Annotated in this window: 19 protein-coding genes; 8 read left to right on the top strand and 11 right to left on the bottom strand. The window is 38.5% G+C overall.

Translation table 11 applies throughout. The annotated features are described in order from the left end of the window. The first annotated feature begins 162 nt into the window (after positions 1-162). Together fabV and OC457_RS08910 are read left to right on the top strand one after the other, a co-directional pair. On the top strand, positions 163-1,365 hold the full coding sequence (fabV, locus tag OC457_RS08915; RefSeq protein ID WP_080173177.1) for an enoyl-ACP reductase FabV: 1,203 nt from the start codon (positions 163-165) through the stop codon (positions 1,363-1,365). Positions 1,366-1,474: 109 nt separating this feature from the next. Beyond that, entirely contained in the window at positions 1,475-1,633 is a 159-nt protein-coding gene (locus OC457_RS08910) for a chlorhexidine efflux transporter (protein WP_315986342.1), read from the top strand. Between the two features lie 74 nt (positions 1,634-1,707). Here OC457_RS08910 and OC457_RS08905 read toward each other — a convergent pair whose 3' ends face one another. From OC457_RS08905 to OC457_RS08885, 5 genes are all read right to left on the bottom strand, one after another. Beyond that, complete coding sequence (locus OC457_RS08905; RefSeq protein WP_080173179.1) at positions 1,708-3,051, bottom strand: ATP-binding protein; 1,344 nt, start codon at positions 3,049-3,051, stop codon at positions 1,708-1,710. Continuing rightward, complete coding sequence (locus tag OC457_RS08900; RefSeq protein WP_080173180.1) at positions 3,048-3,722, bottom strand: response regulator; 675 nt, start codon at positions 3,720-3,722, stop codon at positions 3,048-3,050. Before OC457_RS08900 ends, OC457_RS08905 begins: the two co-directional genes overlap by 4 nt. A 257-nt stretch (positions 3,723-3,979) precedes the next feature. After that, positions 3,980-5,662, bottom strand: coding sequence for an aspartate:alanine antiporter (locus tag OC457_RS08895; protein ID WP_080173181.1), 1,683 nt, complete (start codon positions 5,660-5,662; stop codon positions 3,980-3,982). 263 nt (positions 5,663-5,925) lie between these two features. Beyond that, positions 5,926-6,189: a GrxA family glutaredoxin gene (locus OC457_RS08890; protein ID WP_080173182.1), complete on the bottom strand. Its 264-nt coding sequence runs from the start codon at positions 6,187-6,189 to the stop codon at positions 5,926-5,928. 169 nt (positions 6,190-6,358) lie between these two features. Further along, positions 6,359-7,318 carry a porin gene (locus OC457_RS08885; RefSeq protein WP_080173183.1) on the bottom strand — a complete coding sequence of 320 codons (960 nt, stop codon included), beginning with the start codon at positions 7,316-7,318 and terminating at the stop codon, positions 6,359-6,361. A 330-nt stretch (positions 7,319-7,648) separates the two neighbouring features. Here OC457_RS08885 and OC457_RS08880 point away from each other — a divergent pair, with 330 nt between their 5' ends. Together OC457_RS08880 and OC457_RS08875 are read left to right on the top strand one after the other, a co-directional pair. Beyond that, positions 7,649-8,812 (top strand): iron-containing alcohol dehydrogenase, encoded by a 1,164-nt coding sequence (locus tag OC457_RS08880; RefSeq protein WP_080173184.1) that lies wholly within the window; start codon positions 7,649-7,651, stop codon positions 8,810-8,812. Positions 8,813-9,293: 481 nt separating this feature from the next. Continuing rightward, entirely contained in the window at positions 9,294-9,884 is a 591-nt protein-coding gene (locus tag OC457_RS08875) for an acetate uptake transporter (protein WP_080173185.1), read from the top strand. Between the two features lie 111 nt (positions 9,885-9,995). Here OC457_RS08875 and OC457_RS08870 read toward each other — a convergent pair whose 3' ends face one another. The 5 genes from OC457_RS08870 to pabB all read right to left on the bottom strand — a co-directional run bounded on the left by OC457_RS08870 (position 9,996) and on the right by pabB (position 16,318). Beyond that, entirely contained in the window at positions 9,996-10,880 is an 885-nt protein-coding gene (locus OC457_RS08870) for a helix-turn-helix transcriptional regulator (protein WP_080173186.1), read from the bottom strand. A gap of 363 nt (positions 10,881-11,243) precedes the next feature. Continuing rightward, complete coding sequence (locus OC457_RS08865) at positions 11,244-12,605, bottom strand: L-serine ammonia-lyase (RefSeq protein ID WP_080173187.1); 1,362 nt, start codon at positions 12,603-12,605, stop codon at positions 11,244-11,246. 240 nt (positions 12,606-12,845) lie between these two features. Next, a complete protein-coding gene (locus OC457_RS08860; protein WP_080173188.1) occupies positions 12,846-14,099 on the bottom strand; it encodes an aromatic amino acid transport family protein in 1,254 nt (417 codons plus the stop codon). A 180-nt stretch (positions 14,100-14,279) separates the two neighbouring features. Beyond that, a complete protein-coding gene (locus tag OC457_RS08855) occupies positions 14,280-14,888 on the bottom strand; it encodes a CoA pyrophosphatase (RefSeq protein WP_080173189.1) in 609 nt (202 codons plus the stop codon). Positions 14,889-14,929: 41 nt separating this feature from the next. Further along, on the bottom strand, positions 14,930-16,318 hold the full coding sequence (pabB, locus tag OC457_RS08850; protein ID WP_080173190.1) for an aminodeoxychorismate synthase component 1: 1,389 nt from the start codon (positions 16,316-16,318) through the stop codon (positions 14,930-14,932). Positions 16,319-16,491: 173 nt separating this feature from the next. Here pabB and OC457_RS08845 point away from each other — a divergent pair, with 173 nt between their 5' ends. From OC457_RS08845 to OC457_RS08830, 4 genes are all read left to right on the top strand, one after another. Continuing rightward, entirely contained in the window at positions 16,492-18,006 is a 1,515-nt protein-coding gene (locus tag OC457_RS08845) for a fumarate hydratase (RefSeq protein WP_080173191.1), read from the top strand. A 217-nt stretch (positions 18,007-18,223) separates the two neighbouring features. After that, entirely contained in the window at positions 18,224-19,261 is a 1,038-nt protein-coding gene (locus OC457_RS08840; RefSeq protein WP_080173192.1) for an efflux RND transporter periplasmic adaptor subunit, read from the top strand. Next, a complete protein-coding gene (locus OC457_RS08835; RefSeq protein ID WP_080173193.1) occupies positions 19,258-20,352 on the top strand; it encodes an efflux RND transporter periplasmic adaptor subunit in 1,095 nt (364 codons plus the stop codon). The genes OC457_RS08840 and OC457_RS08835 overlap by 4 nt, the downstream gene beginning before the upstream one ends. Further along, the gene (locus OC457_RS08830; protein WP_080173194.1) at positions 20,352-23,426 is read left to right on the top strand and encodes an efflux RND transporter permease subunit; all 3,075 of its coding nucleotides are present in this window, start codon (positions 20,352-20,354) and stop codon (positions 23,424-23,426) included. The genes OC457_RS08835 and OC457_RS08830 overlap by 1 nt, the downstream gene beginning before the upstream one ends. A gap of 105 nt (positions 23,427-23,531) precedes the next feature. On the opposite strand, the gene pyrC is transcribed toward OC457_RS08830, so the two are convergent. Then, positions 23,532-24,563, bottom strand: coding sequence for a dihydroorotase (pyrC, locus tag OC457_RS08825; protein ID WP_080173195.1), 1,032 nt, complete (start codon positions 24,561-24,563; stop codon positions 23,532-23,534). Between the last annotated feature and the right edge of the window lie 89 nt (positions 24,564-24,652).

The following is a 24,652-nucleotide window of genomic DNA, read 5'->3' as shown; positions in this document are numbered from 1 at the left end:
TGGATTCTCCCGTGTGCCACGTAAATACGTGGCACTTTTTTTGACCAAAATTTAGGGTAACACCTCCAACCACTACGATTTTTGCTCATATATGGCATAAATTTAATGCGAATCTGTCATTAACCTTTTATCCTATTCACAATTATGTAAGGGAAGTTGAAAATGATCATCAAACCTAAGACTCGTGGATTTATTTGTACAACAACGCACCCTGTTGGTTGTGAAGAGAATGTAAAGCAGCAAATTGCTGATACTAAAGCACAAGGTCCAATAGCTAATGCACCGAAGCGGGTATTAGTTGTGGGTTCTTCTAGTGGCTACGGCTTGTCATCTCGTATTGCTGCGGCATTTGGCGGTGGCGCTGCAACAATTGGTGTTTTCTTTGAAAAGCCAGGTACAGAGAAGAAGCCAGGTACTGCCGGTTGGTATAACTCTGCGGCATTTGATAAATTTGCTAAAGCTGAAGGTCTTTACTCAAAAAGTTTAAATGGTGATGCTTTCTCTAACGAAGCAAAACAAAAAACAATTGATTTGATTAAGCAAGATCTTGGTCAAATTGATATGGTTATTTACTCACTGGCATCACCAGTACGTAAATTGCCAGAGACTGGCGAAGTGATCCGTTCATGCCTAAAACCTATGGGTGAAACGTACACAACGACAGCGGTTGATACCAATAAAAATGTATTGATTGAAACCAGTATTGAACCTGCAACAGAACAAGAAGTTGAAGACACTGTTACTGTTATGGGTGGTCAAGATTGGGAGCTATGGATTGATGCGCTAGCGAATGCTGGTGTATTGGCTGATGGTTGTAAGACGGTAGCCTTTAGTTATATTGGTACTGAGCTAACATGGCCAATTTACTGGCATGGCGCGTTAGGTAAAGCAAAAATGGACCTAGATCGCGCAGCGAAAGAACTAAATACCAAGCTAAGCGCGACGGGTGGTTCTGCAAATGTTGCTGTATTGAAGAGTGTTGTTACACAAGCAAGCTCTGCAATTCCAGTTATGCCGTTGTACATTGCAATGGTATTTAAGAAAATGCGTGAAGAAGGTGTACATGAAGGCTGCATGGAGCAGATTTTGCGTATGTTTAGCCAACGTCTTTATAAAGAAGATGGTACCGCACCTGAGGTTGACGGTGAAAATCGTTTACGTTTAGATGACTGGGAATTACGTGAAGATATTCAACAGCATTGTCGTGATCTATGGTCAAAAGTGACCAATGAAAATTTATATGATGTTGCTGATTACCAACAATACAAAGATGAATTCTTAAAGCTATTTGGCTTTGGTGTTGATGGTATTGATTACGATGCAGATGTGAATCCTGTTGTTGATTTTGACGTAAAAGACATCTAATAATCGCATTATAAAATAGAGATTGAATAAACCGCCAGTGATGGCGGTTTTTTTATATCTGCTCTTTTTTCTATCTGTTAAACGGATCGTGCATAGCATAGGTTTTGAGGTGGGATTATTAATTTTTACCATTCCAGCTTTAGCATGGGTACTTAGTGTGAGTTTATGGCATGCGTTCGTTTTAGATATCGGTATGGTGATCTTCTATTTATTCTACGCGTATGGATATAATTTGATTTATGACCGAATTTATCCTGTTGATGCATAATGATTTTTTATTTAATATAAATTAAAAAGCCAGCATAAAAGTGCTGGCTAATAAATCAGAGAAGATGGTCAATATTAGCTTTTGGGAAGCTTGATAATAAAAGCAGCACCTTCAAGTTCAGAATCTTCAACATGAATATTACCTTGGTAGCTATCAATGATTTCATTACAAACGGATAAGCCAATACCTTGACCAGGGTTTAGCTGATCTGCGCGAACACCGCGTTGAAAAATAGCCTCACGTAATTCAGGTTTAACCCCAGGACCGTCATCTTCAATCATGATAGTAAAAGAATCATTGTCTTCAATGACTGATAATTTGACTTGGCTAATACAAAATCGGAAACTATTTTCAAGCATGTTGCCAAAGAGTTCCATTAGATCATCTTTATTAAGCGGTAATTTTAATTTGTCATCAAAATGATAATGTAATATCGCGTGTTTATCGGCATAAATCTTATTTAACATTCGATTAAGGCTGGTGATGATAGGCTTTAGTTCGACATTACTTTTTTGCAATCCTTGTTGACCAACCATGGCACGTTTTAGTTGATATTGTACCAAGTCATCCATTTGACTGATTTGCTCCATGATGCGTTGATTAAGTTCACGTCTATCTAACGTTGAATCATCAAGTAGAGCATTTGTCGCTGCTAAACGAGTTTTGAGACTGTGGGCAAGATCATCCATAGCATGTCGATAACGGCCTTGTTGATCATTACTAATTCGGCTTAATCGATTAACGGCCATGGTGACTTCTTGTAACTCCATCGGATAATCATCATCCAGCTTTTCTCGTTTAGCTTCTGTCATTTGATCTAACTGAGAAGCTAATTTTCGTAACGGCTGAAATCCCCAATGAAAAGCGGCAATTAGAAAGGCGACGGCAATTAAAACAAATAGACCTAAATAGAAGGCTGTGCGTTTATGTAATTGTGCTAAAGAGTATTCATAGGCCTTTGCGGAACGAAGAACGACCAATTGGTATATCGTACCGTCTTCTTTATTGCGACTGAGGTTATAAGCAATATAGCCCTGATGATTTTTCATTTTAATCAATGTGGGCGTTGATATATCTTCTGGTAAATAGCGGCAAACATTACGTAAGTTAGCTTTTGATGCTTGGCTTGATACCCACGTTGTGTTGTCGCTTTGATCACAAACAACAGCAATATAATCAGTATCAGAAGGATCGAGAGAATCAATCCATTTATCGACATCTTTAATTAATCCAGCTCGATTAAGTTGTGCAACAACCATTGGCATTTGAGCTACAAGTTCTGATGAATATGATGCCATATAGCTTTGAGAGTAAAGTTTGTTGATAACCGCGGCTAATGCTGATGTTACCAATGCAATGATCGCAACCGAGGTGATCAGTACGCGTTGTCTTAATCGAGGTTGGAAAAAACGTTTCATTGAGCGCTAATTTCAAAAATATACCCTTGACCACGAATAGTCGATATAGGGTTATTTTGTCCAGTTTTAGTAAATTTTTTGCGTAGGCGACTAATCATTACTTCAATAGTATTTGGATCACCTTCTTGATCTTCATACAACACATCAAGTAAACGTTGCTTTGACACAACTTGGCGGCTATGACGCATTAAATATTCTAATAAGTCATATTCAAATGCGGTTAATTCAAGCAGTTCTTCATAGACATAGACTTGTTTTGCTAATAAATCGACACGAATATTACCAGCGGTCATTTCAGGTTTTACAAAGCCAGCACTACGACGAACAAGTGCACTTAGACGAGCCACCATTTCTTCTTTTTGAAATGGTTTAACTAAATAATCATCAGCGCCAGCTTCAAGTCCGGTAACTTTATCTTGCCAGTTTGAACGTGCTGTTAAGATCATGATTGGTAAACGTAAACCTTTTTTACGTATATCTTTAATTAAGCTTATTCCATCTCTATCGGGCAAGCCAATATCGACAATTGCGATATCATTCGGATAGTTTTCTGCAAAAAAAAGTCCTTCTTCAGCGGTGTTGGCACATTGAACTTGATTTCCTAACTCGCTAAGCTGCGATTTTAGGTGATGGCTGAGAATAGCATCGTCTTCGACAATAAGAATACGCATAGATTGGGTACCAGAGATAACGGATGATATTGATAAGTTATGGTAAAGTATCAACGCATAAAGTGCATTAGTTATTGTTACCGTAACTTTATGATTGAGTATGTAACTAAGCGTAAATAGTATGATAAAAGATAGAGTTATTGTTTTGCTAGTTACATTTTAACGCTGATAGTTAGTGTAGAGAGTAAGACTGAATAGAGGCTGACTCATCAGTGAACTAATAAGTCAGCCAGCTATAAAGGTAATGCCGATCGTCATTATTGAAAAATAAAGATCAACGTACCTGCGATGGTTAATAACACGTTAGCAATAGCATAAGTACCAGCATAACCTAGCGCCGGAATAGTACTACGAGCATGCTCATTGATCATATCCATTGCGGGTGCACATGTTCGTGCGCCAATGATGGCACCAAATAATAATGCGCGGTTCATTTTTAGGACATAAGCCCCAAAGAGGTAAGCTAAAACCACAGGAATAACACTGACCATTAAGCTAGTAATGAAGACGGTTAGACCTATATTGCCGATAGATGCAAATAAATTAGAGCCAGCACTTAAACCGATACCAACCATAAATACCATTAAGCCCAAATCTTTAGCCATATTAAGCGCACCCTGAGGCACATAACCAAATGTTGGGTGATTGGCTCGCAAGAAACCTAAGGTAATACCCGCAATTAATAATCCTGCGGCACTACCTAAACCAAAGGCAATATGGCCAAACTTCATTGTTACTAAGCCCATTAATAGACCAATAATAAAGAAGCAACAGAATGCCAGTAAATCTGCAATTTGACTATGAATAGAGATGAAACCAATACGTTCAGCAAGCCCTAAAACACGGCTTTTTTCACCGCTGACTTGTAGAATATCACCTTTATTCAACAGAATATTATGATCCATTGGCATTTCAATTTGTGCTCGTACCACACGGTTAAGAAAACATCCGTATTCAGATAAATTTAATTCGGATAAGCGTTTTCCTGCAATACCATCATTTTTAACGACAATTTCTTCTTCAACAATACGTAGATCAAGTAAATCGCGGTCAAAAACTTCTTTACCGTTACGGAAACTTGGATCAAGACGAGCATGGCTATCTGGGTAGCCCACTAAAGCTATTTCATCGCCTTCTTGTAAAATCGCATCACCATCAGGATTGGCTAAAATACCATTACGACGTACGCGTTCGATATAGCAGCCTGTTTGGCGGTAAATACCTAGTTCACGTAGGTTACGCCCATCAATCCAGTTTATTAGTTCAGGGCCTGCACGGTAGGCTCGAATAATAGGTAGATAAACTTTACGCTGTGCAACTTCACCGATACCGCGTTCACGTGCAATTTGTTGCGATGATTCGGCAAGGTTTTGTTTTTGCAATTTAGGCATTAACTTAGCTAAGAAAATTAAGCTCACTAAGCCAACCAGATAAGACATTGCGTAACCAACACTTAAACTTTCGCTTAATTGTTTAATGATTGCAGGATCCGTTATACCGGCCAGTCCATTATTTAATGCATCTTTTGCACCGACAAGCACAGGTGTTGCGGTTAGAGACCCCGCCATTAAACCGGTTGCTAAACCGATATCCATGTGCAAATAACGTGCCATGGTCATGGTTATTGCAATCGATGAGAGCAAGACGACTAATGCAAGTAATAAATAGTGTTTACCATCGCGGAAGAAAATACCAAAAAAGTTTGGTCCAGCTTCTATACCAACGCAGAAAATAAATAGCATAAAGCCTATATTTAGAGCATCAGTGTCAAACGTAAAACCCGCATTACCAAATAATAAAGCAGTAAGTAGAACGCCAATAGAGTTACCCAGTGTCATCTTGGCAAAACGAATTTTACCGAGACTTAAACCAACAGCAAGGACTACAAATAGCAATAAAATATCATTTTGGTGTAGAAGAGCGGCTACATCAATGTTCACGACGGATTTCCGAAATAATGGAAAGATAAAAGTAGGGTAAATTCTAGCTGATTTTGGGAAGAGGTTATAGTTTATATTATAAATAAATAGTGAAAATTCATTTTATAAACTAACTTTTCGAGATAAGGCGTATTTTTGTCCGGGGTGATTAATTTAAAGGAGAGGCGTACGTTAAAAAATAGTGTTTTAATAATGAAAAATAATAGTTAAATTATAAAAAAGGCTGAATATATCAGCCCTTTATTGTTAATCAAAAGTCATAATTATTTATAAAGAAGATTATGTTCTTTTGCATAAGCTTCAAATTCCGTACAACCACCAATGTGATCTTGATCAACAAAAATTTGAGGTACAGTTTCAACGGGTTTACCCACTGTTTTTTCTAAATCAGCTTTACTGATACCTTCAGCTTGGATATCAACGTAACGGAAGTTAAAATCGTCGCGTTCTTCTTTAATTTTTTCTGCTAATTCTTTTGCGCGAACACAAAATGGGCAACCTGGACGACCAAAAATAACAACGAACATAAATTTCTCCTGCATAATTTGTTGTTACTATAACGCGGCTTTGGCAATAGCGGAAGTGGGTTTTTTCTGTTAAACCAATAGATAAAAGCGATATAACGAGTGTAGCTTAAAATATTCGAATAAAAGAAAAAGCCAGATATTGAATCTGGCTGAAATAGTATAAATTAAGTTAAAAGTCGTAGCGAATACCTACTTGTAATTCGTCATCCTTCTTATCGAGTTGTTGGAATTTATAGCCAATATAAGTGCGCAAAGATTTATTGAATTTATACATACCCTCTAGAGCAAAATAATTTACATTATCGGTGGTGGTATTATTCTGTTCCGATTGTTGAAAGTTATAAACACCTCGCGCAGTAAACTGATCAAAGATATAAGCGGCAGCTAATTCATAGCTACTTAACGTAGTATCACCATGTTTACCATTAGCATAGGTGGCTGCAGTATAAATGTCGTTGAATTGATAGCTCATGGCGAGGTTAAATTGGCGAGCATCTATATTAGCCCCATCATTACCATTAACGTAACCAGCACCGATATTTAATCCAAATGGAAACTGATATTGTGCAGCGATACCATAGCTATCGCTGTCTTTTAGGTTGTTATTATTTTCGGCGATATAATTAGTGGCAACGGCAATATTATTAAATTCACCAACGTATAATAGATTGTTTTCTCGTTTATCTTTATTACCATCAACAAGGTCAACCGCATTCCCACCAAAAGTCGATAAGATATCAGTGTAATCGGTCAGTAGAACTTGTGCTGAATCCTGTTTACCGTAAGAAATTGCACCCACTGCAGTATCGAGTCCAGCATAAAGATAACGGGTATTGATAGTGCTGTTTTTATTGTCTGAAATTTCAACTTCATATTTACCAAAGGCAAAAAGTTGCTCATTATCATTAATAAGAGATCTTCCTTTTAATACTAAACGAGCACGGCTTTTATCTTTAAATTCATTACTCTCATTATTATCACCTTTATTTTCTTTTGATAAGTTAAAACGGGGCTCAGCTCTACCGCCAAGTTCAATATTGGTATTGTTATTATCGTAAATAGTGGCGGCGGTTGTTGTTCCAGTAAATAGACAGGTGAAGATAGTTGCGACCACTGCTGCATTTTTCATGGTTCATTCCTCATAAATTATTATATGGCTTCATTGCCTTTGAACGTTATGCAGACTATCGAGGGACTATTACGCTTCTATTACGATAATAAGTTACTTTTACTACATAGGTTTTATTGTAGTGATGAATGTTAAGTGTGAGTCAGTATTGATCTTGATGCTGTAGTTATTGAAACGTATAAAAATTTGTTTGTAATCAATATTTAATTTATCAATCTAGCTGAATCTAATTTTATGTCGCTTATTAATGAACCTTGGTAAAAATGGGCGAATAAAAGCATGAACAAGGTTTTCATGGAATAAACATCATTTAGGGTGAGATAAATAACTATGTTTCAGTTTATGACTTCAACACGGATTGTTTTTGGTGAAGGTGCTTTGCATGATTCTTTATCGCTATTTAATCAATTTGGTTACAGTGTGTTATTGGTTACCGGTCAAGATCAGCACCGTTCATTGCCATTAGAGCATTATTTTAAACAACAAAATATGCGTTATCAGCGATTAGTGATTAAAGGTGAACCCTTAATTGCAATGATGGAGGAATTAGCGGCAATGGGGCGTACTTTTGGTCCTGATATGGTGATTGGTATTGGAGGGGGAAGTGTGCTTGACGTTGCTAAATCATTGGCGGCATTAATTCCTAATCAAGGTAGCGTTTATGATTATGTCGATGTTGTTGGACGTAATGTTCCACTACAAGTCAAATCATTACCATTTATTGCTATTCCAACGACTGCAGGTACTGGTGCAGAAGTCAGTAAAAGTGCTGTATTACAATCGGCACAAGAACAAGTAAAAGTGAACCTAAGTAATGTCGAATTATTTCCTGATTTAGCCATTATCGATCCAACATTAACCTATGGCATGGACATGGTTTTATCTGGATATTGTGGCATGGATGCATTTACTCACTTAATGGAAGCTTATGTTTGTGGTGAGCCTAATCCATTAACCGATATGATTTGTGAAGAAGGATTAAGGCGCATAGCAGTATCAATATTGCCAGCTTGTAAAGAGGATCATTATTCCTCTCGAAGTGATATGGCTTTTGCGGCAATGCTAGGGGGCATGGCACGATCTAATGCTAAATTGGGCGCAGCGCATGGGTTAGCATCAGCATTAAGTGGGCGTTTAAATGCTCCACATGGACTGATTACGGCTCGGCTATCGCCTTATGTAATGAGTGAAAATATTACAGTCGCAACAGAATTAGGCCGTAGTGATGTGCTGGCCCGGTATCGCAAATTGGCCGTTATATTAACGATGAATAATGACGCTAATATTGAGGATAGCGTGCAATGGGTTGATAGTATGCTGACAAAATTACAATTACCGCTATTATCCGACTACGGTTTGTGCAATACCATGTTTGAAGACGTTGCTGAAGATGCATTACGAACAAATGCCATTAAGGGAAATCCATTACCTTTAAACCAGCAGCGGTTAGTAACGATTTTAGAGCAAGTTTGTTCTTGTTATTGCAACTCTTAAACAATATGCAATAAATGATTATTTGTAGTTATATTAATTTTTAGTTGTTCTGTATGAAAAAGTGACTTAGGTTGCTTTTTTTTTGGTTATTCCTGTGTGAAAAATCGATATTTCAGTTATATTTCTTAATTTTCAAACTTTCCATACTAAATAACTGACAAGAGAGAATAGACATAATGAAATGTATGTTTAATTATTAATTCGTTTAAAATCAATTATTTGCTTGATTGTTTCTTTGTAAAAACAAAAAAACAAGAGATTTTTCTTAATTTAATAACAGCCGATATCTTGATGAGGTTATTATGAGTAAGCTAATTTTGTTAATATTATGCTTTAACAGCATCTTTTAATTTAGATACTGTTTTTCATAATATAAGCGTTGATCTATATCGCTGCTTACATTAGAATTCCCCGCGCATAAATATGCGCACACATTTTTGAAGCTTTATTACTTTTGTTGAAAATCCTGTAGGGGAAAAAGATGTCTACAAAACTTGCTAATCCAGCACCATTAGGTCTAATGGGCTTTGGTATGACGACTGTTTTATTAAATATTCATAATGCTGGATATTTTCCTTTAGACTCTATGATTCTTGCTATGGGTATCTTCTATGGTGGTTTAGGACAAGTTTTAGTGGGTATGATGTGCTTTAAGCGAGGGGATACTTTCGGTACGACTGCATTTACATCTTATGGCTTATTTTGGTTATCTTTAGTGGGTTTATTGATCTTACCAAAACTTGGCTTTGCAGCGAGCCCAGCACCATTTATGGCATGGTACTTATTACTGTGGGGTGTATTTACAGCCTTTATGTTTGTTGGTTCTTTACGTTACCCGCCAGCTAAGCAAGTTGTTTTTGGTTCTCTAACTATTTTATTCTTCTTACTTGCAGCACGTGATTTTACTGGTAGCGAAACAATTGGTTTTATTGCTGGTATTGAAGGTATTTTCTGTGGTTTAAGTGCGATTTATTTTGCGATGGCACAAGTGTTAAATGCAGAGTACGGTCGTGTGATTTTGCCAGTAGGTGTTGCTCCTAAAGATCGTGAGTTGCAACAAGTTACAGCATAATATATAAATTTTTAAGATTAGCCCTGCTTATTGAGCGGGGCTTTTTTTTGCCTGCTTTTTGTCGTATGTAAAAAACCCCGTATTGACGAGGTCTCAATTGCACCACCATGGTTAATGGCATATTTCTGGTAAATACTCAGCATGCTCTTTACAGGTAAAGCAACCATCAGTATTCATATCATTTTCTTTCCTTGAGGTGGTTCTAAATTGAGATGGGGTTACATTATATTTGCGTTTAAATGCATCACAAAAATAAGCAGCACTGCCGAACCCTGACCGATTACCTATTTGTGATATTGAATAATTGGAGAAGGTTAAAAAGTTAAGTGCTAATCCCATTCGAACATCTAATAATAGTTGGCTAAATGAAACACCTTCTTTTGCTAAATGGCGACGTAATGTTGATTGGGTTGTAAAGAGGGCTTTTGCCATATCATCAACACTCCATTTACGTTGAGGATCTTGGGTGATTAACCGTGCAATCGTACGCTCTTTCGGTTCATCGTAATTAAATCGATAAACATTGAAAACATCAAGGCCAGTATTATTCAGTGCGATTAAAATAAAAACTAAGCATTGGCTCAGCAAAGTTTGCTCCATTGTTGATCCACTAATGCTTGGCAATAGCTGATTAAATAATGCAAAATTTTGCTCAACAATTTCAGATGAATCAATAAGATAAATAGGTGAGCAATTTGAAGTTACTACAGTTGGTTGTTTAAGGGCACTAATATATTTAAAGGCTTCAGTTATTGACTCTTCATTGATCATTAATATTTGTAGTTCAATATTTTCTTGATTGTTTAATTGATTAATTGAGCAAGAAATATGACTAAATTTGGGTATAACTAAGATGCTATTATTTTTTATATCTATAACATGACCGTTAATGTGAATATTACCTTCTGCATTTGATAACTTCACAATTAAATGATGATCGACATAAAACTCTTTCAGAACAACATGGCTCTGCGAGAGGATACGCTTATATTTCATAGCTATATTGCTTCTCTATAAAGGGAATAAATCCTTCATTACATATCGTACATCAATGATGTAAAGGGCGATATACGCATCCATGCTTACACTGCATTAATAATAATGAGTACACATATTTTAGTATAGGACTAAAAGAAAGGAAAAAATAGATACAATTAGTCATATAGGAACTAATGAATAAGACTAATAGTTATATTGATGCATTATGAACATATATCTAAACGCAAGGGTGTTGCAAGGTGATTAATAATGCATCACGTTGTATATATTTGTTGTTTTAGATAAGAATTTTGAGCGTAAAACAAAAAAAACTATCCGAAGATAGTTTTTTGTTTAATTGAGCTAAATCTGTATTTTCGATTAGCAAATAACTTTAATAGCCAAGCCACCTTGTGAGGTTTCTCGGTATTTAGCGTTCATGTCTTTGCCTGTTTCAAGCATCGTTTCAATAACTTTATCGAGTGATACTCGTGGTGCAGATGAACGACGAAGGGCCATACGAGTTGCGTTAATTGCTTTTACTGCTGCAATACCGTTACGTTCAATACAAGGAACTTGTACTTGGCCTGCAACTGGATCACAGGTTAGACCTAGGTTGTGCTCCATGGCAATTTCTGCAGCCATACAAACTTGCTCAGGGCTTCCACCCATCAGTTCAGCTAAGCCAGCTGCAGCCATTGAACAGGCAACACCCACTTCACCTTGACAACCTACTTCTGCACCAGAAATAGAAGCATTACGCTTGTATAGACCACCAATAGCACCAGATGCGGCAAAGTAACGAGTGTATTCTTTTGGTCCAACTGTTTGTACAAATTTGTCGTAGTAAGCTAACACGGCAGGAATAATGCCACATGCACCATTGGTAGGAGCGGTTACTACTCGGCCACCCGCTGCGTTTTCTTCATTAACTGCAAACGCATACATATTAACCCAATCAACAACGGTCATTGGATCATTGTTTAGCTTTTCTGTTGTAATCAGTTGTTGGCGTAATGCCGCTGCACGACGAGGAACACGTAGTGGTCCAGGAAGAATACCTTCCTCATTCATACCGTGTTCCATACACTCACGCATGGTTTTCCAAATGTTAGCGAAGTATGTGCTAATTTCATCTTCTGCATTCATTGTTCGCTCATTAGCCATAACAAGTGCGCTAATTGAAAGGCCATGTTCGCTACATTGTTCTAGCAATTCTGATGCATAAGAGAACGGATAAGGAACATCAACGGTATTTGTTTGTTCTTTACCAAAGTTTTCTTCATCAACAATAAACCCACCACCGATAGAGTAGTAAGTTTTAGAAAAAATGACGTTATCATCCTGCCAAGCATGAATTGACATGCCATTCTCATGAAGAGATAGGTTCGTTGTATGGAAGTTCATACCGCCATCGCGTGGGAAATCAACAGTATGGCAATGCATGCCAACAGGAAGGCGTTCTGTTTCTTCTACGCGCGAGATAAACCCAGGAATGCTATCAATATCAACATGTTCAGGTGAATTTCCAGCAAGGCCCATAATGATAGCAATATCAGTGTGGTGGCCTTTACCTGTAAGCGATAAAGAACCGTAAACATCAACGGTAATTTTAGTCACGTCACGTAATTTACCTAATGCACGCAAGTCATCGATGAACTCTTTACCTGCTTTCATTGGACCAACAGTGTGTGAACTTGAAGGGCCTACACCAATTTTGAATATATCGAAAATACTGATCATGTTATTACCTCAGTCGAGAGAAGGCGGTTCTTGCCTTCGGTAAAGACTGTTATTCGTTGATATCCTCGCTCCTTCCTTGGCGAGCGCACTTAAACTAAAAGAGTAAGGATGGTAAACATCTTTACTCTTAAGTATTGTCTATTTTACGTTATTTGTGCTAGCAAACACCATGAGTACTAGCACATATTTTTGCTTTTATACGATTAATTATTCGCAATCATCACATTTTTAATAGTTATATTAAAATGCGCCATAAATGACAGATGTAATTGCTGCGATACCACATAAAACAGTGAAGACACGAGCAAATACTGATGTTTTGTATTTAGCCATTGCCGGTACTGTTTGCATTGCGACAACTGGTAGTAAGAACAAAATACCTGCAATCATTGGTGCACCCATTGTTTCAATCATACCTAGAATACTTGGGTTAATAATTGCGACAATCCACGTTGTGATCACAATGAAAGCTAAAGAGATTTTTTCAATTTTAGCAACTGGCATCTTTGAACGAGATTTAGTTAAGCCAACAAGACCTTCGTGTGCACCAAGGAAGTGACCAAAGTAGCTTGAAGTAATAGCTGCAAATGCAACTAGTGGACCTAAGTAAGAAATCGCTGGTGAATCTTTTACGTTAGCTAAGTATGACAATACTGAAATATTTTGCTCTTTTGCCATATTTAGTTGCTCAGGTGTCATTGAAAGAACAACTGAGAATACGAAGAACATAACAAAGCCCATTAGCATCATCGCTGCACCACCAGTGATCATGTCAGTTTTCTTAACTGCTTCATCACCGTAAGTACGACGTTGTTCTTTAGCAAACTGGCTGATAATCGGGCTGTGGTTAAATGAGAATACGATGATTGGAATAGCTAGCCAGATAATTGTTGGCATTGCAGACCAATCTGCTTCTGTTTGTACCATTGACATGTTCCAATCAGGAATTAGGTACACAGAAAGAATAAGTAGAATAATAACTAATGGGTAAACCATCGCTGATGTTGCTTTTAGCATCAGCTCTTTACCAAATACTACACCAGCTGTCATCAGTGAAATTAATACGCCTGATAGTAGCCAGCGAGGCATTGATTCCATACCTAGTTGATTAACCATGAATGAATCGACAGTGTTCGTAATACCAACACCATAAATTAAAACGATAGGGTAGATAGCAAAGAAGTAGGCAAAGGTGATTAAGTTAGCACCTGTTTTACCATAATGTTCTTCTACCGTATCAGTAATATCTGCATTAGGATTTTTTGATGATAGTACAAAACGTGCTAAGCCTTTATGCGCAAACCATGTCATTGGTGCTGCAATAAGAGCCAAAATAACTAATGGCCAGAAACCGCCCGCGCCTGCTTTAATGGGTAAGAATAGAACACCGGCACCTACCGCAGTACCAAACAAAGAAAGAGCCCATGTGAAATCTTTATAGGTCCATCTGGTTTTTGTCGCACCTGTTGCTGACGCTGTCGATGTATTTTGCATACTATGATATCCAATAAAAGGGAACGGAACGGAATATAGGAACGGGCGCATTGTCGCTATTTACAGGGGGAAAACAAGGATAAAGATCTCGTTCTGTAATACGAAGTTTTTGTGATACAAATAAATCAGATCTGAGTCACAAAAATAGGCTTGTAAGATTAGAAAAAAACATCTATTTGGTTATTTTTTATCTTCCCATATTTGGTTGGATAATAGTTTAATCATCTGTGCAGTTGCGCCCCAAATAGAATAATTGTGATAAGGAATGGCATAAACTCGGTGGGATTCACCTCGAAGGTGGAACTGATGTGAGCGGATATTATTGGGATTAAGCAGGTAATTAAGAGGAACTTCAAAGATAGCATCGACCTCCCCCGGATCGGGTTTGGGACAATAATCATTGCTAATTGTTGAAATAAAAGGCGTCACTATATAGCCACTGGTCGTGGCGAGTGGTGTTAATTGACCGATGACGTTATTACGTTGGCAAATAATACCTGTTTCTTCAAATGTTTCACGTAATGCGGTGGTGATAAGATCATGATCTTGGGTTTCAAAACGTCCACCCGGAAACGCTATTTGCCCCGGATGGTGTTTTAAATGTTCGGCACGACGAGTTAATACCACATTAAAGCCATGTTCTCTTGGAACTAATGGGATCAGAACGGCAGCAGGTTTGAAAGAGGTATCATCGTTAAAATGACGATTAATTCTACGCTTATGGCTGGCGTCATACTGCTGACTTGGTGCCATAAGGAAACGCGTTAAAATCTGCTGATGTTCACCCATTAAAGCCTCCATTACACTTCTTGCACTATTATTTAGCGTTATTATAAGGTTGGCAGAATTTTACTTAATTTGTCGAGAGTTTCTTGATATTCACTCTCAGCATTACTGTCTGCAACGATACCACCACCAGCCCATGCATATAAATTATGTTGGTAGGCGACAAGTGTTCTAATTGCAATATTGGTATCCATGGTGCCGCAACGACTGATATAGCCAATGCTGCCACAATAGATACTACGTCGATGAGGCTCTAACTCTTCAATAATCTCCATTGCTCTTACTTTTGGCGCTCCAGTTATTGATCCGCCAGGGAAACAAGCCCGTAATAAGTCTGTTGCTGAGTAATGACTGGCTAATTTACCTGTTACTGTGCTCACTAAGTGGTGTACTGCGGGAAAACTTTCAATAGCAAATAAAGCGGGCACACGAACACTACCAGGTGTTGCAACACGACCAATATCATTGCGCAATAAATCAACGATCATTACATTTTCTGCACGATCTTTAGGGGCTTGTTGAAGTGCTTGCGCGTTGGCATTATCTTCATTGATTTCTTTCGCCCGTGGACGAGTGCCTTTAATCGGTTTTGTTTCTATATTATCTTGTTTTAACTGTAAAAATCGTTCAGGTGAAACAGAAAGAATTGCGCTATTACTTGTTCTAATAAAACTAGAAAATGGTGCACCATTCGCTGTATCTAAGCGGCAATAAGCTTGCCATTCATCACCTTGATAGCTGGCCTTAAATCGTTGAGCCAGATTAATTTGATAGCAATCGCCCGATAATAAATAAGATTGGATAGTGTTAAATTTGTTGCAGTAATCCTCTTTAGTCATATTAGATGACCATGAAGATGTTAATTTGAATGTCTTATTTTGGTTATTAGTTTGTAGTGTTATTGCTTGTGAACGTTGTTGGTTTAGCCATACTAAGCGGTGGCTATTTTTAGGTTCGATAAGCCATATTTGCTGTAATTTATGATCAATAATGAGAGCCCAATCATAAATACCAACAGCCATTTCTGGTAAGTGAATATCATGATGTGCCGTTGTAGCAATTTTTTCTACGCGACGGCCTAAATCATAACTGAAATATCCCAGTGTACCGCCAAGAAATGGTAAGTCTAATTCTGTGCTAAGTGGCGGTAATAACTCATGTTGTAGCGCATGAATAACCGCAAATGGATCATCGGTTGTACTACGTTGGTCACCATTTGAAAACTTAATATAAGTTGTATCAGATTGTGATTCAATTGTGGCTAAAGGATCAGCAACTAAAATATCATAACGATTATCTGGGTGCGCTTCTGCTGCTGAACGTAATATCATTGCCCAAGGTAATCCCGATAATGGTGTAAACCATGAAAGTGCGGCATCTTTTGAGTAGGGCAATGAGGTAATGCTTAATTCTGGATGTGATTTACAAATCATTTTCTTTTTTGTGACAAGGGTTTGATTGGCGCATAGCGCAATGTTATGGGCAAGAGTATCATATTCGGCGAAAGACGCCCAAGATTGTACAACGCTATTTTGTTGTTCAATACCCTACAATTTGGAAGATTTTATAGGGCGCCATGGAATGATAATACTTAACGAGGGTAATTATGACTATCATCCGTAAAGAAGATGTAATCAGTAGCGTGGCCGATGCTTTACAATATATTTCTTACTACCATCCTTTAGATTTTATTAAAGCATTAGAAAAAGCGTATAACAAAGAACAAAGCCAAGCAGCAAAAGACGCTATTGCCCAGATTTTAATTAACTCCCGTATGTCAGCAGAAGGTCGTCGACCTATCTGTCAAGATACGGGCATTGTTACCTGTTTTGTGAAAATTGGCATGAATGTGCAATGGGACAGTGACTTAACAGTACAACAGATGATCGATGAAGGGGTGCGTCAAGCCTATACCAATGCTGATAACCCATTGCGAGCCTCTGTGGTTGCCGATCCTGCAGGTGCACGTAAAAACACTCAAGATAATGCTCCAGCCGTGGTACATGTTGAGATGGTGGCAGGTAATAAGGTTGAGATTCAAATTGCTGCTAAAGGGGGAGGTTCAGAAAATAAAACCAAAATGGTGATGCTTAATCCTTCTGATGATGTTGCCGAGTGGGTAGAAAAAACAGTACCACTGATGGGGGCTGGTTGGTGTCCTCCGGGGATGTTAGGTATTGGTATTGGTGGCACTGCAGAAAAAGCCGCGGTTCTTGCGAAAGAATCATTGATGGAAGCGGTGGATATTCATGAATTGCAGCAACGTGGTGCAAAAACAACAGAAGAAGCATTGCGGTTAGATATTTATGATCGTGTTAATCGGTTGGGTATTGGTGCTCAAGGTTTAGGTGGTTTAACGACAGTGCTTGACGTTAAAATAAAAAGCGCCCCAACCCATGCAGCCTCTAAGCCTGTGTGCATGATCCCTAATTGTGCGGCAACCCGGCACATACATTTTACATTAGATGGCAATGGACCTGCAGAATTAACGCCACCAAAACTCAGTGATTGGCCGCAAGTAACATGGGATGTGGGTGATAATGTTCGCCGTGTTAACCTTGATAATGTTACCAAGACCGAAGTGCAAGAATGGCGTTCAGGTGAAACTGTATTGCTATCAGGTAAGATCCTAACAGGTCGTGATGCGGCACATAAACGTATTCAAGAAATGCTCGCTAATGGTGAAGGTTTACCTGAAGGTGTTGATTTTACCAATCGTTTTATTTATTACGTTGGTCCTGTTGATGCTGTACGTGATGAAGTCGTCGGTCCAGCAGGACCAACAACATCAACGAGAATGGATAAGTTTACTGAAATGATGCTAGGTGAAACTGGTCTGATAGGTATGATTGGTAAAGCTGAGCGTGGGCCCGCAACGATTGAATCGATTAAGCAGCATAAAACCGTGTATTTAATGGCGGTAGGTGGTGCTGCATACCTTGTTGCAAAAGCCATTAAAAAAGCACGCGTAGTCGCTTTTGCTGATCTAGGCATGGAAGCAATTTATGAATTTGATGTAGAAGATATGCCTGTAACTGTGGCTGTTGATGCTGAAGGTATTAATGCTCACCAAACAGGCCCAGACACATGGCGCTTAAATATCGCTGAAATGACAAAATAAGCTGTTTATACATATTTAAACGAAAGGAGCCTTGTGCTCCTTTTTTATTGTCTTTTTATTGCTTTTTTATACCAGTATTGATTGTGAGATTAGTGCTATTTTACTAAAAGAAATGAGATTTTTAAATAATTAACATATAGTATCCATAATAACATACAAAAAGATTTAATATATTTAACAGTACAAAGATTCAGTGTGAAATATCATGGAGAGTAGTATGAAATATCGCTTTTTTGCGGCATTGTTTACATGTTTAGCATTAAGTGGGTGCAAGGATGATCAAGCTGTTATTACTGAGCCTGAATCTCGCCCAATAAAATTACAATCAGTTTCCGTTGGAGATAATGAGTCACAACGTGTATTTCCAGCTACTGTTGAAGCTGGAGACAAAGCTGTTTTAGCCTTTCGAGTTTCAGGTCAACTTGCAAGTGTTGATGTTCATCCGGGCCAATTCATAACCAAAGGGCAGACGCTCGCCACATTAAATATCGATGAATTATCACTGTTGGTAAAACAATCACAAGCACAGTATGACTTAGCGAATGTGCAATTTAAGCGTGATACCAAATTACGTCAAAAAAATGTGGTGTCAGAACTTGATTATGATACGTCTAAAGCAAATCTTAAACAGGCTAAAGCAGCATTAGATAAACAAAAATCGAATTTAAGTTATGCCAAGTTAATAGCGCCTTATGATGGGCATATTTCTTTATCGATGGTTGAAAACTATGAATATGTTGGTGCTAAACAGCCGATCATGCATATTCAAAGTGCTAAATTAATCAATATGGTATTTCAACTTCCTGATTATCTCCTAGCTCGTTTTCAAGGCAATGCCGAAAATATTAATCCGACTGTTGCATTTGATACTTTAGCTAATCAAACCTTTCCTGCCCAATTTGAAGAAATTGATACTGAGCCTGACAGTAAAACATCTAGCTATAAAGTCACCCTCTCAATGACTCGTCCTGAAGGCAGTAATATTATGCCAGGAATGTCAGGTAGCGTAACAATTGTATTACCGCAGGGTAAAGCAGGGGCAATACCGGTTCGCGCTATTATGATCGAAGGTAATAAAAATTATGTATGGCGTGTTGATGATAAACAGCAAGTTGTTAGAACTGAAGTCACATTAGATCGTAATAATCGTGTTATTTCAGGGTTGAATGATGGTGACGTTATAGCTACATCGGGCGTCTCTGAATTGCAATCAGGTCAAAAGGTCCGCTCATGGATCAAGGAGCGTGGACTATGATCAAACATTACAGTTTATTAGCATTGACAATTAGCACCGCATTATTACTTCAAGGTTGTGATAAATCGACTGTTGAGCCACGTGAAGATCAGCCATTAGTAAAAGTACAACAGGTCACATTAAGCAAGCAGGTACCGAAATTAACTTTTCCGGCAGTAGCATCGGCTGCTGATAAATCTATTTTATCGTTTCGTATTGCAGGTGAAGTAACTCAAATATTAGTACGCTCAGGCGATAAAGTTAAAACAGGCCAAGTGTTAGCACGATTAGATCCTAGTGATTTTAAATTAGAAGTCGATGATGCTCAGGCAAAATACAATGTCATTAATAGCCAATACCGTCGTTCAGCAACATTATTAAAAAATGGCTATTTACCTCAATCTCAATTTGATGAGTTAAAGGCCAAGCGAAGTATTGCTAATGCTAATCTTGACTTAGCCCTATTAAAATTAAGTTTTACGGAGCTTAAAGCCCCTTTTAGTGGCGTTATTTCGACGGTACCTGTTGAGCAGTTTGAAAATATTAAAATTGGTCAGCAAATAATGAATATTCATAGTACAGATTCTGTTGATATAGAGCTTCAAGCACCCGATATGATTTATTCTAAGCAAAGCGTATTAGATATAGAGAAAGGGCAACGTTCTACTGCAAAGGCGATTCTACCTAATGATAAAAAATATGCAGTGACATTGAAAGAATTTACGACCGAGCCCGATCCAGACTCAGGTTCATTTTTAGTAACTTTAACCATGCCAATGCCTAAAGATCAGTTTATTTTAGAAGGCATGTCGGTTGAGGTTGAAGCCGATGCGCAGCAGTTACAAGTCTATACCATTGGGCAGCAGATAGTACCGCTAGAAGCACTATTTAATTTAGATGGTGATGATATCGCCTTATCAAATAAATATGTATGGGTACTTTCACCAGATAATACGGTTTTAAAACGTCAAGTTGTGACAGATAAGGTTGTGCCTGAAGGTGTGCGATTAAAATCGGGTGTTACGGAAGGAGAAGTCGTCGTTGTTACAGGCGTTAACCGCTTAAGAGAAGGGCAGAAAGTGGTGGTGTTTACCAAGGAGGGTACGCAGTAATGAAACAAGATATCGCGACTTATTTTATTAAAAATAAAGTGATTAGCTGGATGCTAACGCTAATATTTTTAGTTGGCGGAACCGTATCATTCTTTGGTCTTGGGCAGTTAGAAGATCCTGCTTTTACGATTAAAGATGCAATGGTGGTTACCGCTTACCCAGGAGCAACACCTCAACAAGTAGAAGAAGAAGTTACTTATCCAATAGAAAAAGCAATTCAACAACTGACTTATGTTGATGAAGTTAACTCTTTGTCTAGTCGAGGGCTGTCGCAAATCACCGTTACCATGAAAAACAATTATGGGCCTGATGATTTGCCGCAAATTTGGGATGAATTACGACGTAAAGTGAATGATATTTCATCAAGCTTACCGCCAGGTGTCGCAAAACCAAAAGTCATCGATGATTTTGGTGATGTATTTGGGATTTTATTAGCGATCACTGGTGAAGGTTATAACTACAAAGAGCTCAGTGATTATGTTGATTATCTGCGTCGAGAAATTGAGTTAGTCGATGGTGTTGGTAAAGTTTCTGTTACGGGTAATCAGCAAGAGCAAGTATTTATTGAAATATCAATGCAACGTTTAAGCAGTTTGGGTATTTCACTGGATACAATTTATAACATTTTAGCAACTCAAAATCTGGTCACAAGTGCGGGTGCTGTTCGTATTGGTGATGAGTATGTTCGTGTTCATCCAACGGGTGAATTTAAAAATGTTGATGAATTAGGTGATTTAATCATTACCGAAAAAGGTGCGAATGGGCTGATTTATTTGCGTGATGTCGCAGATATTAAGAAAGGCTTTAAAGAAATTCCAGATAACTTAGTCAGCTTTAATGGTCATCAAGCCCTTAATATGGGTGTGTCATTTGTTGAAGGAGTTAACGTTGTCGAAGTAGGCCAACGTGTCATGCAGCGATTGGCTGAGCTTAAAGAACAGCAACCTGTTGGTATTAATATTGACGAAGTGTATAGCCAGCCGACCGAAGTTGATAAATCAGTCAGTGGCTTTGTGGTAAGCCTAGGTCAAGCGGTTGCGATTGTTATCATTGTGCTACTGTTTTTTATGGGATTACGTTCGGGGCTATTGATTGGCCTTATTTTACTATTAACTGTGCTGGGCACTTTTGTGTTTATGAAGTGGATGGCAATTGATCTGCAACGTATATCATTGGGTGCATTGGTTATTGCACTGGGTATGTTGGTGGATAATGCTATCGTGGTCGTAGAAGGTATTTTGATCGGGATGCAAAAGGGGCGAACGCGCATGCAAGCCGCCTCCGATATTGTTACTCAAACAAAGTGGCCGTTACTTGGCGCGACTGTGATTGCGGTAATGGCTTTTGCACCGATTGGTCTATCACAAGATTCAACCGGTGAATATTGCCGAACCTTATTTACAGTATTGCTAATTTCACTGATGCTGAGTTGGTTTACCGCTATTTCATTAACACCATTCTTTGCTGATCTTTTCTTTAAAAATGTCAAAGTGGAACAAGGAGCCGATCAAAAAGATCCTTATGGTAGTATTTTCTTCGTGGTATATCGTAAGTCGCTAGAGTTTTGTATGCGTCGTGCGTGGTTAACGATACTGACATTACTTCTAATGCTAGGGGGGAGCTTATACGGATTTACATTATTAAAACAATCGTTTTTTCCTGCTTCAACAACGCCGATGTTTATGGTTGATGTGTGGTTACCTGAAGGGACAGATATTCGTGCCACCAATGACACTTTAAAATCGTTAGAAAAAGTGGTTAATACAGAGCAAGGCGTGCAACACGTTAGCTCTAGTGCAGGCAAAGGCTCACAGCGTTTCATGTTGACTTATGCGCCTGAAAAAAGCTATGCCTCTTATGGTGAGTTAATCGTTCGAGTGGATAGTTTTGAAAATGTGATCCCTGTTATGCGTAAATTTAGCCAAGCGATGGATAAAGATCATCCAGAGGTTGAATACAAACTGAAACAGGTGATGTTAGGTCCATCATCAGGCTCTAAAATAGAAGCTCGAATTGTCGGTTCAGATCCAACGATCCTTCGTGGTATTGCTTCGCAAGTTGTCGACGTAATGAATGCCGATCCTGGAGCATTTAATATTCGTCATGACTGGCGAGAGCGTACTAAAGTCATTGAGCCTGTATTTAATGAAAGCCAAGCAAGACGTTACGGTATTACCAAAAAAGATGTTGATGAGCTATTACAAATGGCATTTTCAGGGATTAACATTGGTTTATATCGTGAAGGAACAAACTTGATGCCAATCGTGGCACGGTTACCAGAAGAAGAACGGGTTGATATTAGTACAATCGAAGGCATGAAGATTTGGAGTCCTGCGATTCAAGGCTATATTCCATTACAACAAGTAGTCTTAGATGTTAATGTGCGTTGGGAAGATCCATTAGTAGTACGTAAAAACCGAAAGCGTATGCTAACCATTATGGCGGATCCTAATCCACTAGGTGATGAAACGGCGGCATCAGTTCAAGCGCGTATTTTACCTGTTATTGAGGCCATTGACTTACCTGCCGGTTATAGTTTGGAGTGGGGTGGGGAATATGAATCATCCGCAGATGCAAAGGCATCATTATTCCAGACGATGCCAATGGGCTATTTAGCCATGTTCTTAATTACAGTTTTCTTATTTAATAAAGTCAAAGAAGCACTTATTGTGTGGGCAACGGTACCTTTGGCTATTATTGGTGTCACAGTCGGATTACTGTTACTAAACACTCCGTTTGGTTTTATGGCATTACTTGGCTTTTTGAGTCTTTCTGGAATGTTGGTGAAAAACGGGATCGTATTGTTAGATCAAATTGAAATTGAGATAGCAAGTGGTAAAGAGAAATATCAAGCGGTGGTCGATGCGGCAGTCAGTCGTGTCCGTCCTGTTTGTATGGCAGCCATAACGACTGTTTTAGGTATGTTACCTTTGCTGCCCGATGTTTTCTTTAAGCCGATGGCGGTGACGATTATGTTCGGATTGAGTTTTGCTACTGTGTTGACGTTAATTGTAGTACCAGTGTTGTATCGTTTATTTCATAAATTGACAATACCAGCAGATCAAACGGCATAATAGCCAATAAGTTAAAATCAAGATGCTGTAAAATAAAGGTGATTTAAATTAAAAAGGCTTCCTATAAAAAGGAAGCCTTTTTTTGTCATTATTAAGGCGATTAAATTAAGCGATAACTTTCCAAGTCATCATTTCACCTGCTTTAATTGGCACTACGGTATCATGACCAAATTGCATTTCTTCAGCGACCTTCCATGCTTCTTTGGTTAACGTGATAGTGTCAGTGTTACGTGGCAGTCCATAAAAATCAGCACCATTAAAGCTTGCAAAGGCTTCTAGTTTATCTAGTGCTCCTGCTTGCTCAAACACTTCAGCATATAATTCAATCGCAGCATGGGCGGTGTAAGATCCGGCACAACCACAAGCTGCTTCTTTGCGCTCTTTTACATGGGGTGCGCTGTCTGTACCCAAGAAGAACTTTGCATTACCGCTGGTGGCAGCTGTAACTAACGCTTGTTGATGTGTATTACGTTTTAAAATCGGTAAGCAATAGAAGTGCGGACGAATACCGCCGACTAACATATGATTACGGTTAAACATTAAATGGTGCGCAGTAATAGTAGCACCTACATTTGGACCTGCATTGGTCACAAACTCAACCGCATCAGCGGTGGTGATATGTTCAAGTACAATTTTTAGATCTGTAAATTCATTAACGATAGGTGCTAATACGGTCTCTAAAAAAGCTTTTTCACGATCAAATATATCAACATCATGATGAGTGACTTCACCATGAATAAGTAACGGCATGCCGACTTGCTGCATCGCTTCTAATGCCGAACGAATATGGTCGATTGAAGTAACACCTGAATCTGAATTAGTGGTTGCACCAGCAGGGTAAAGCTTAGCTGCGTAAACATGACCAGAAGCATGCGCACGTTGAATTTCTTCTGCTGATGTTTTATCGGTGAGATAAATAACCATTAATGGAGAGAAGTTACCTTGTGGATTTACTTGAAGAATGCGGTCACGGTAGGCTAAAGCTGAGGGGGTATCTGTAACAGGGGGGATAAGATTTGGCATGATGATCGCGCGTCCCATATAACGGCTAATATCGCGAACCGTATCAGCGAGTACATCGCCATCGCGTAAATGTGCATGCCAGTCGTCCGGACGTGTAATAGTTAATATCGTCATTTTTCTTCCCTCCCAAAAAATTTGTCCGATTCTAAAAGTATCACACGCCGAAGTAAAGTTGATAAATCAAACAATGCTGTTAATTGCTG

This window comes from Photobacterium toruni (assembly GCF_024529955.1).
In the GTDB taxonomy this organism is placed as follows: Bacteria; Pseudomonadota; Gammaproteobacteria; order Enterobacterales; family Vibrionaceae; genus Photobacterium; species Photobacterium toruni.
Note: the sequence above shows the minus strand (reverse complement) of the source record. Positions and strands in the feature narration are given on the sequence as shown.

What these genes read in the sequence shown, in the direction of transcription:
- OC457_RS08880 (WP_080173184.1), top strand. Translation starts at nt 7,649, where the DNA reads ATGTTTCAGTTTATGACTTCAACACGGATTGTTTTTGGTGAAGGTGCT.
- OC457_RS08875 (WP_080173185.1), top strand. Translation starts at nt 9,294, where the DNA reads ATGTCTACAAAACTTGCTAATCCAGCACCATTAGGTCTAATGGGCTTT.
- OC457_RS08840 (WP_080173192.1), top strand. Translation starts at nt 18,224, where the DNA reads ATGAAATATCGCTTTTTTGCGGCATTGTTTACATGTTTAGCATTAAGT.
- OC457_RS08890 (WP_080173182.1), bottom strand. Translation starts at nt 6,189, where the DNA reads ATGTTCGTTGTTATTTTTGGTCGTCCAGGTTGCCCATTTTGTGTTCGC.
- OC457_RS08900 (WP_080173180.1), bottom strand. Translation starts at nt 3,722, where the DNA reads ATGCGTATTCTTATTGTCGAAGACGATGCTATTCTCAGCCATCACCTA.
- fabV (WP_080173177.1), top strand. Translation starts at nt 163, where the DNA reads ATGATCATCAAACCTAAGACTCGTGGATTTATTTGTACAACAACGCAC.
- OC457_RS08905 (WP_080173179.1), bottom strand. Translation starts at nt 3,051, where the DNA reads ATGAAACGTTTTTTCCAACCTCGATTAAGACAACGCGTACTGATCACC.
- OC457_RS08860 (WP_080173188.1), bottom strand. Translation starts at nt 14,099, where the DNA reads ATGCAAAATACATCGACAGCGTCAGCAACAGGTGCGACAAAAACCAGA.
- OC457_RS08865 (WP_080173187.1), bottom strand. Translation starts at nt 12,605, where the DNA reads ATGATCAGTATTTTCGATATATTCAAAATTGGTGTAGGCCCTTCAAGT.
- pabB (WP_080173190.1), bottom strand. Translation starts at nt 16,318, where the DNA reads ATGATTTGTAAATCACATCCAGAATTAAGCATTACCTCATTGCCCTAC.
- OC457_RS08870 (WP_080173186.1), bottom strand. Translation starts at nt 10,880, where the DNA reads ATGAAATATAAGCGTATCCTCTCGCAGAGCCATGTTGTTCTGAAAGAG.
- OC457_RS08830 (WP_080173194.1), top strand. Translation starts at nt 20,352, where the DNA reads ATGAAACAAGATATCGCGACTTATTTTATTAAAAATAAAGTGATTAGC.
- OC457_RS08885 (WP_080173183.1), bottom strand. Translation starts at nt 7,318, where the DNA reads ATGAAAAATGCAGCAGTGGTCGCAACTATCTTCACCTGTCTATTTACT.
- OC457_RS08835 (WP_080173193.1), top strand. Translation starts at nt 19,258, where the DNA reads ATGATCAAACATTACAGTTTATTAGCATTGACAATTAGCACCGCATTA.
- pyrC (WP_080173195.1), bottom strand. Translation starts at nt 24,563, where the DNA reads ATGACGATATTAACTATTACACGTCCGGACGACTGGCATGCACATTTA.
- OC457_RS08845 (WP_080173191.1), top strand. Translation starts at nt 16,492, where the DNA reads ATGACTATCATCCGTAAAGAAGATGTAATCAGTAGCGTGGCCGATGCT.
- OC457_RS08855 (WP_080173189.1), bottom strand. Translation starts at nt 14,888, where the DNA reads ATGGGTGAACATCAGCAGATTTTAACGCGTTTCCTTATGGCACCAAGT.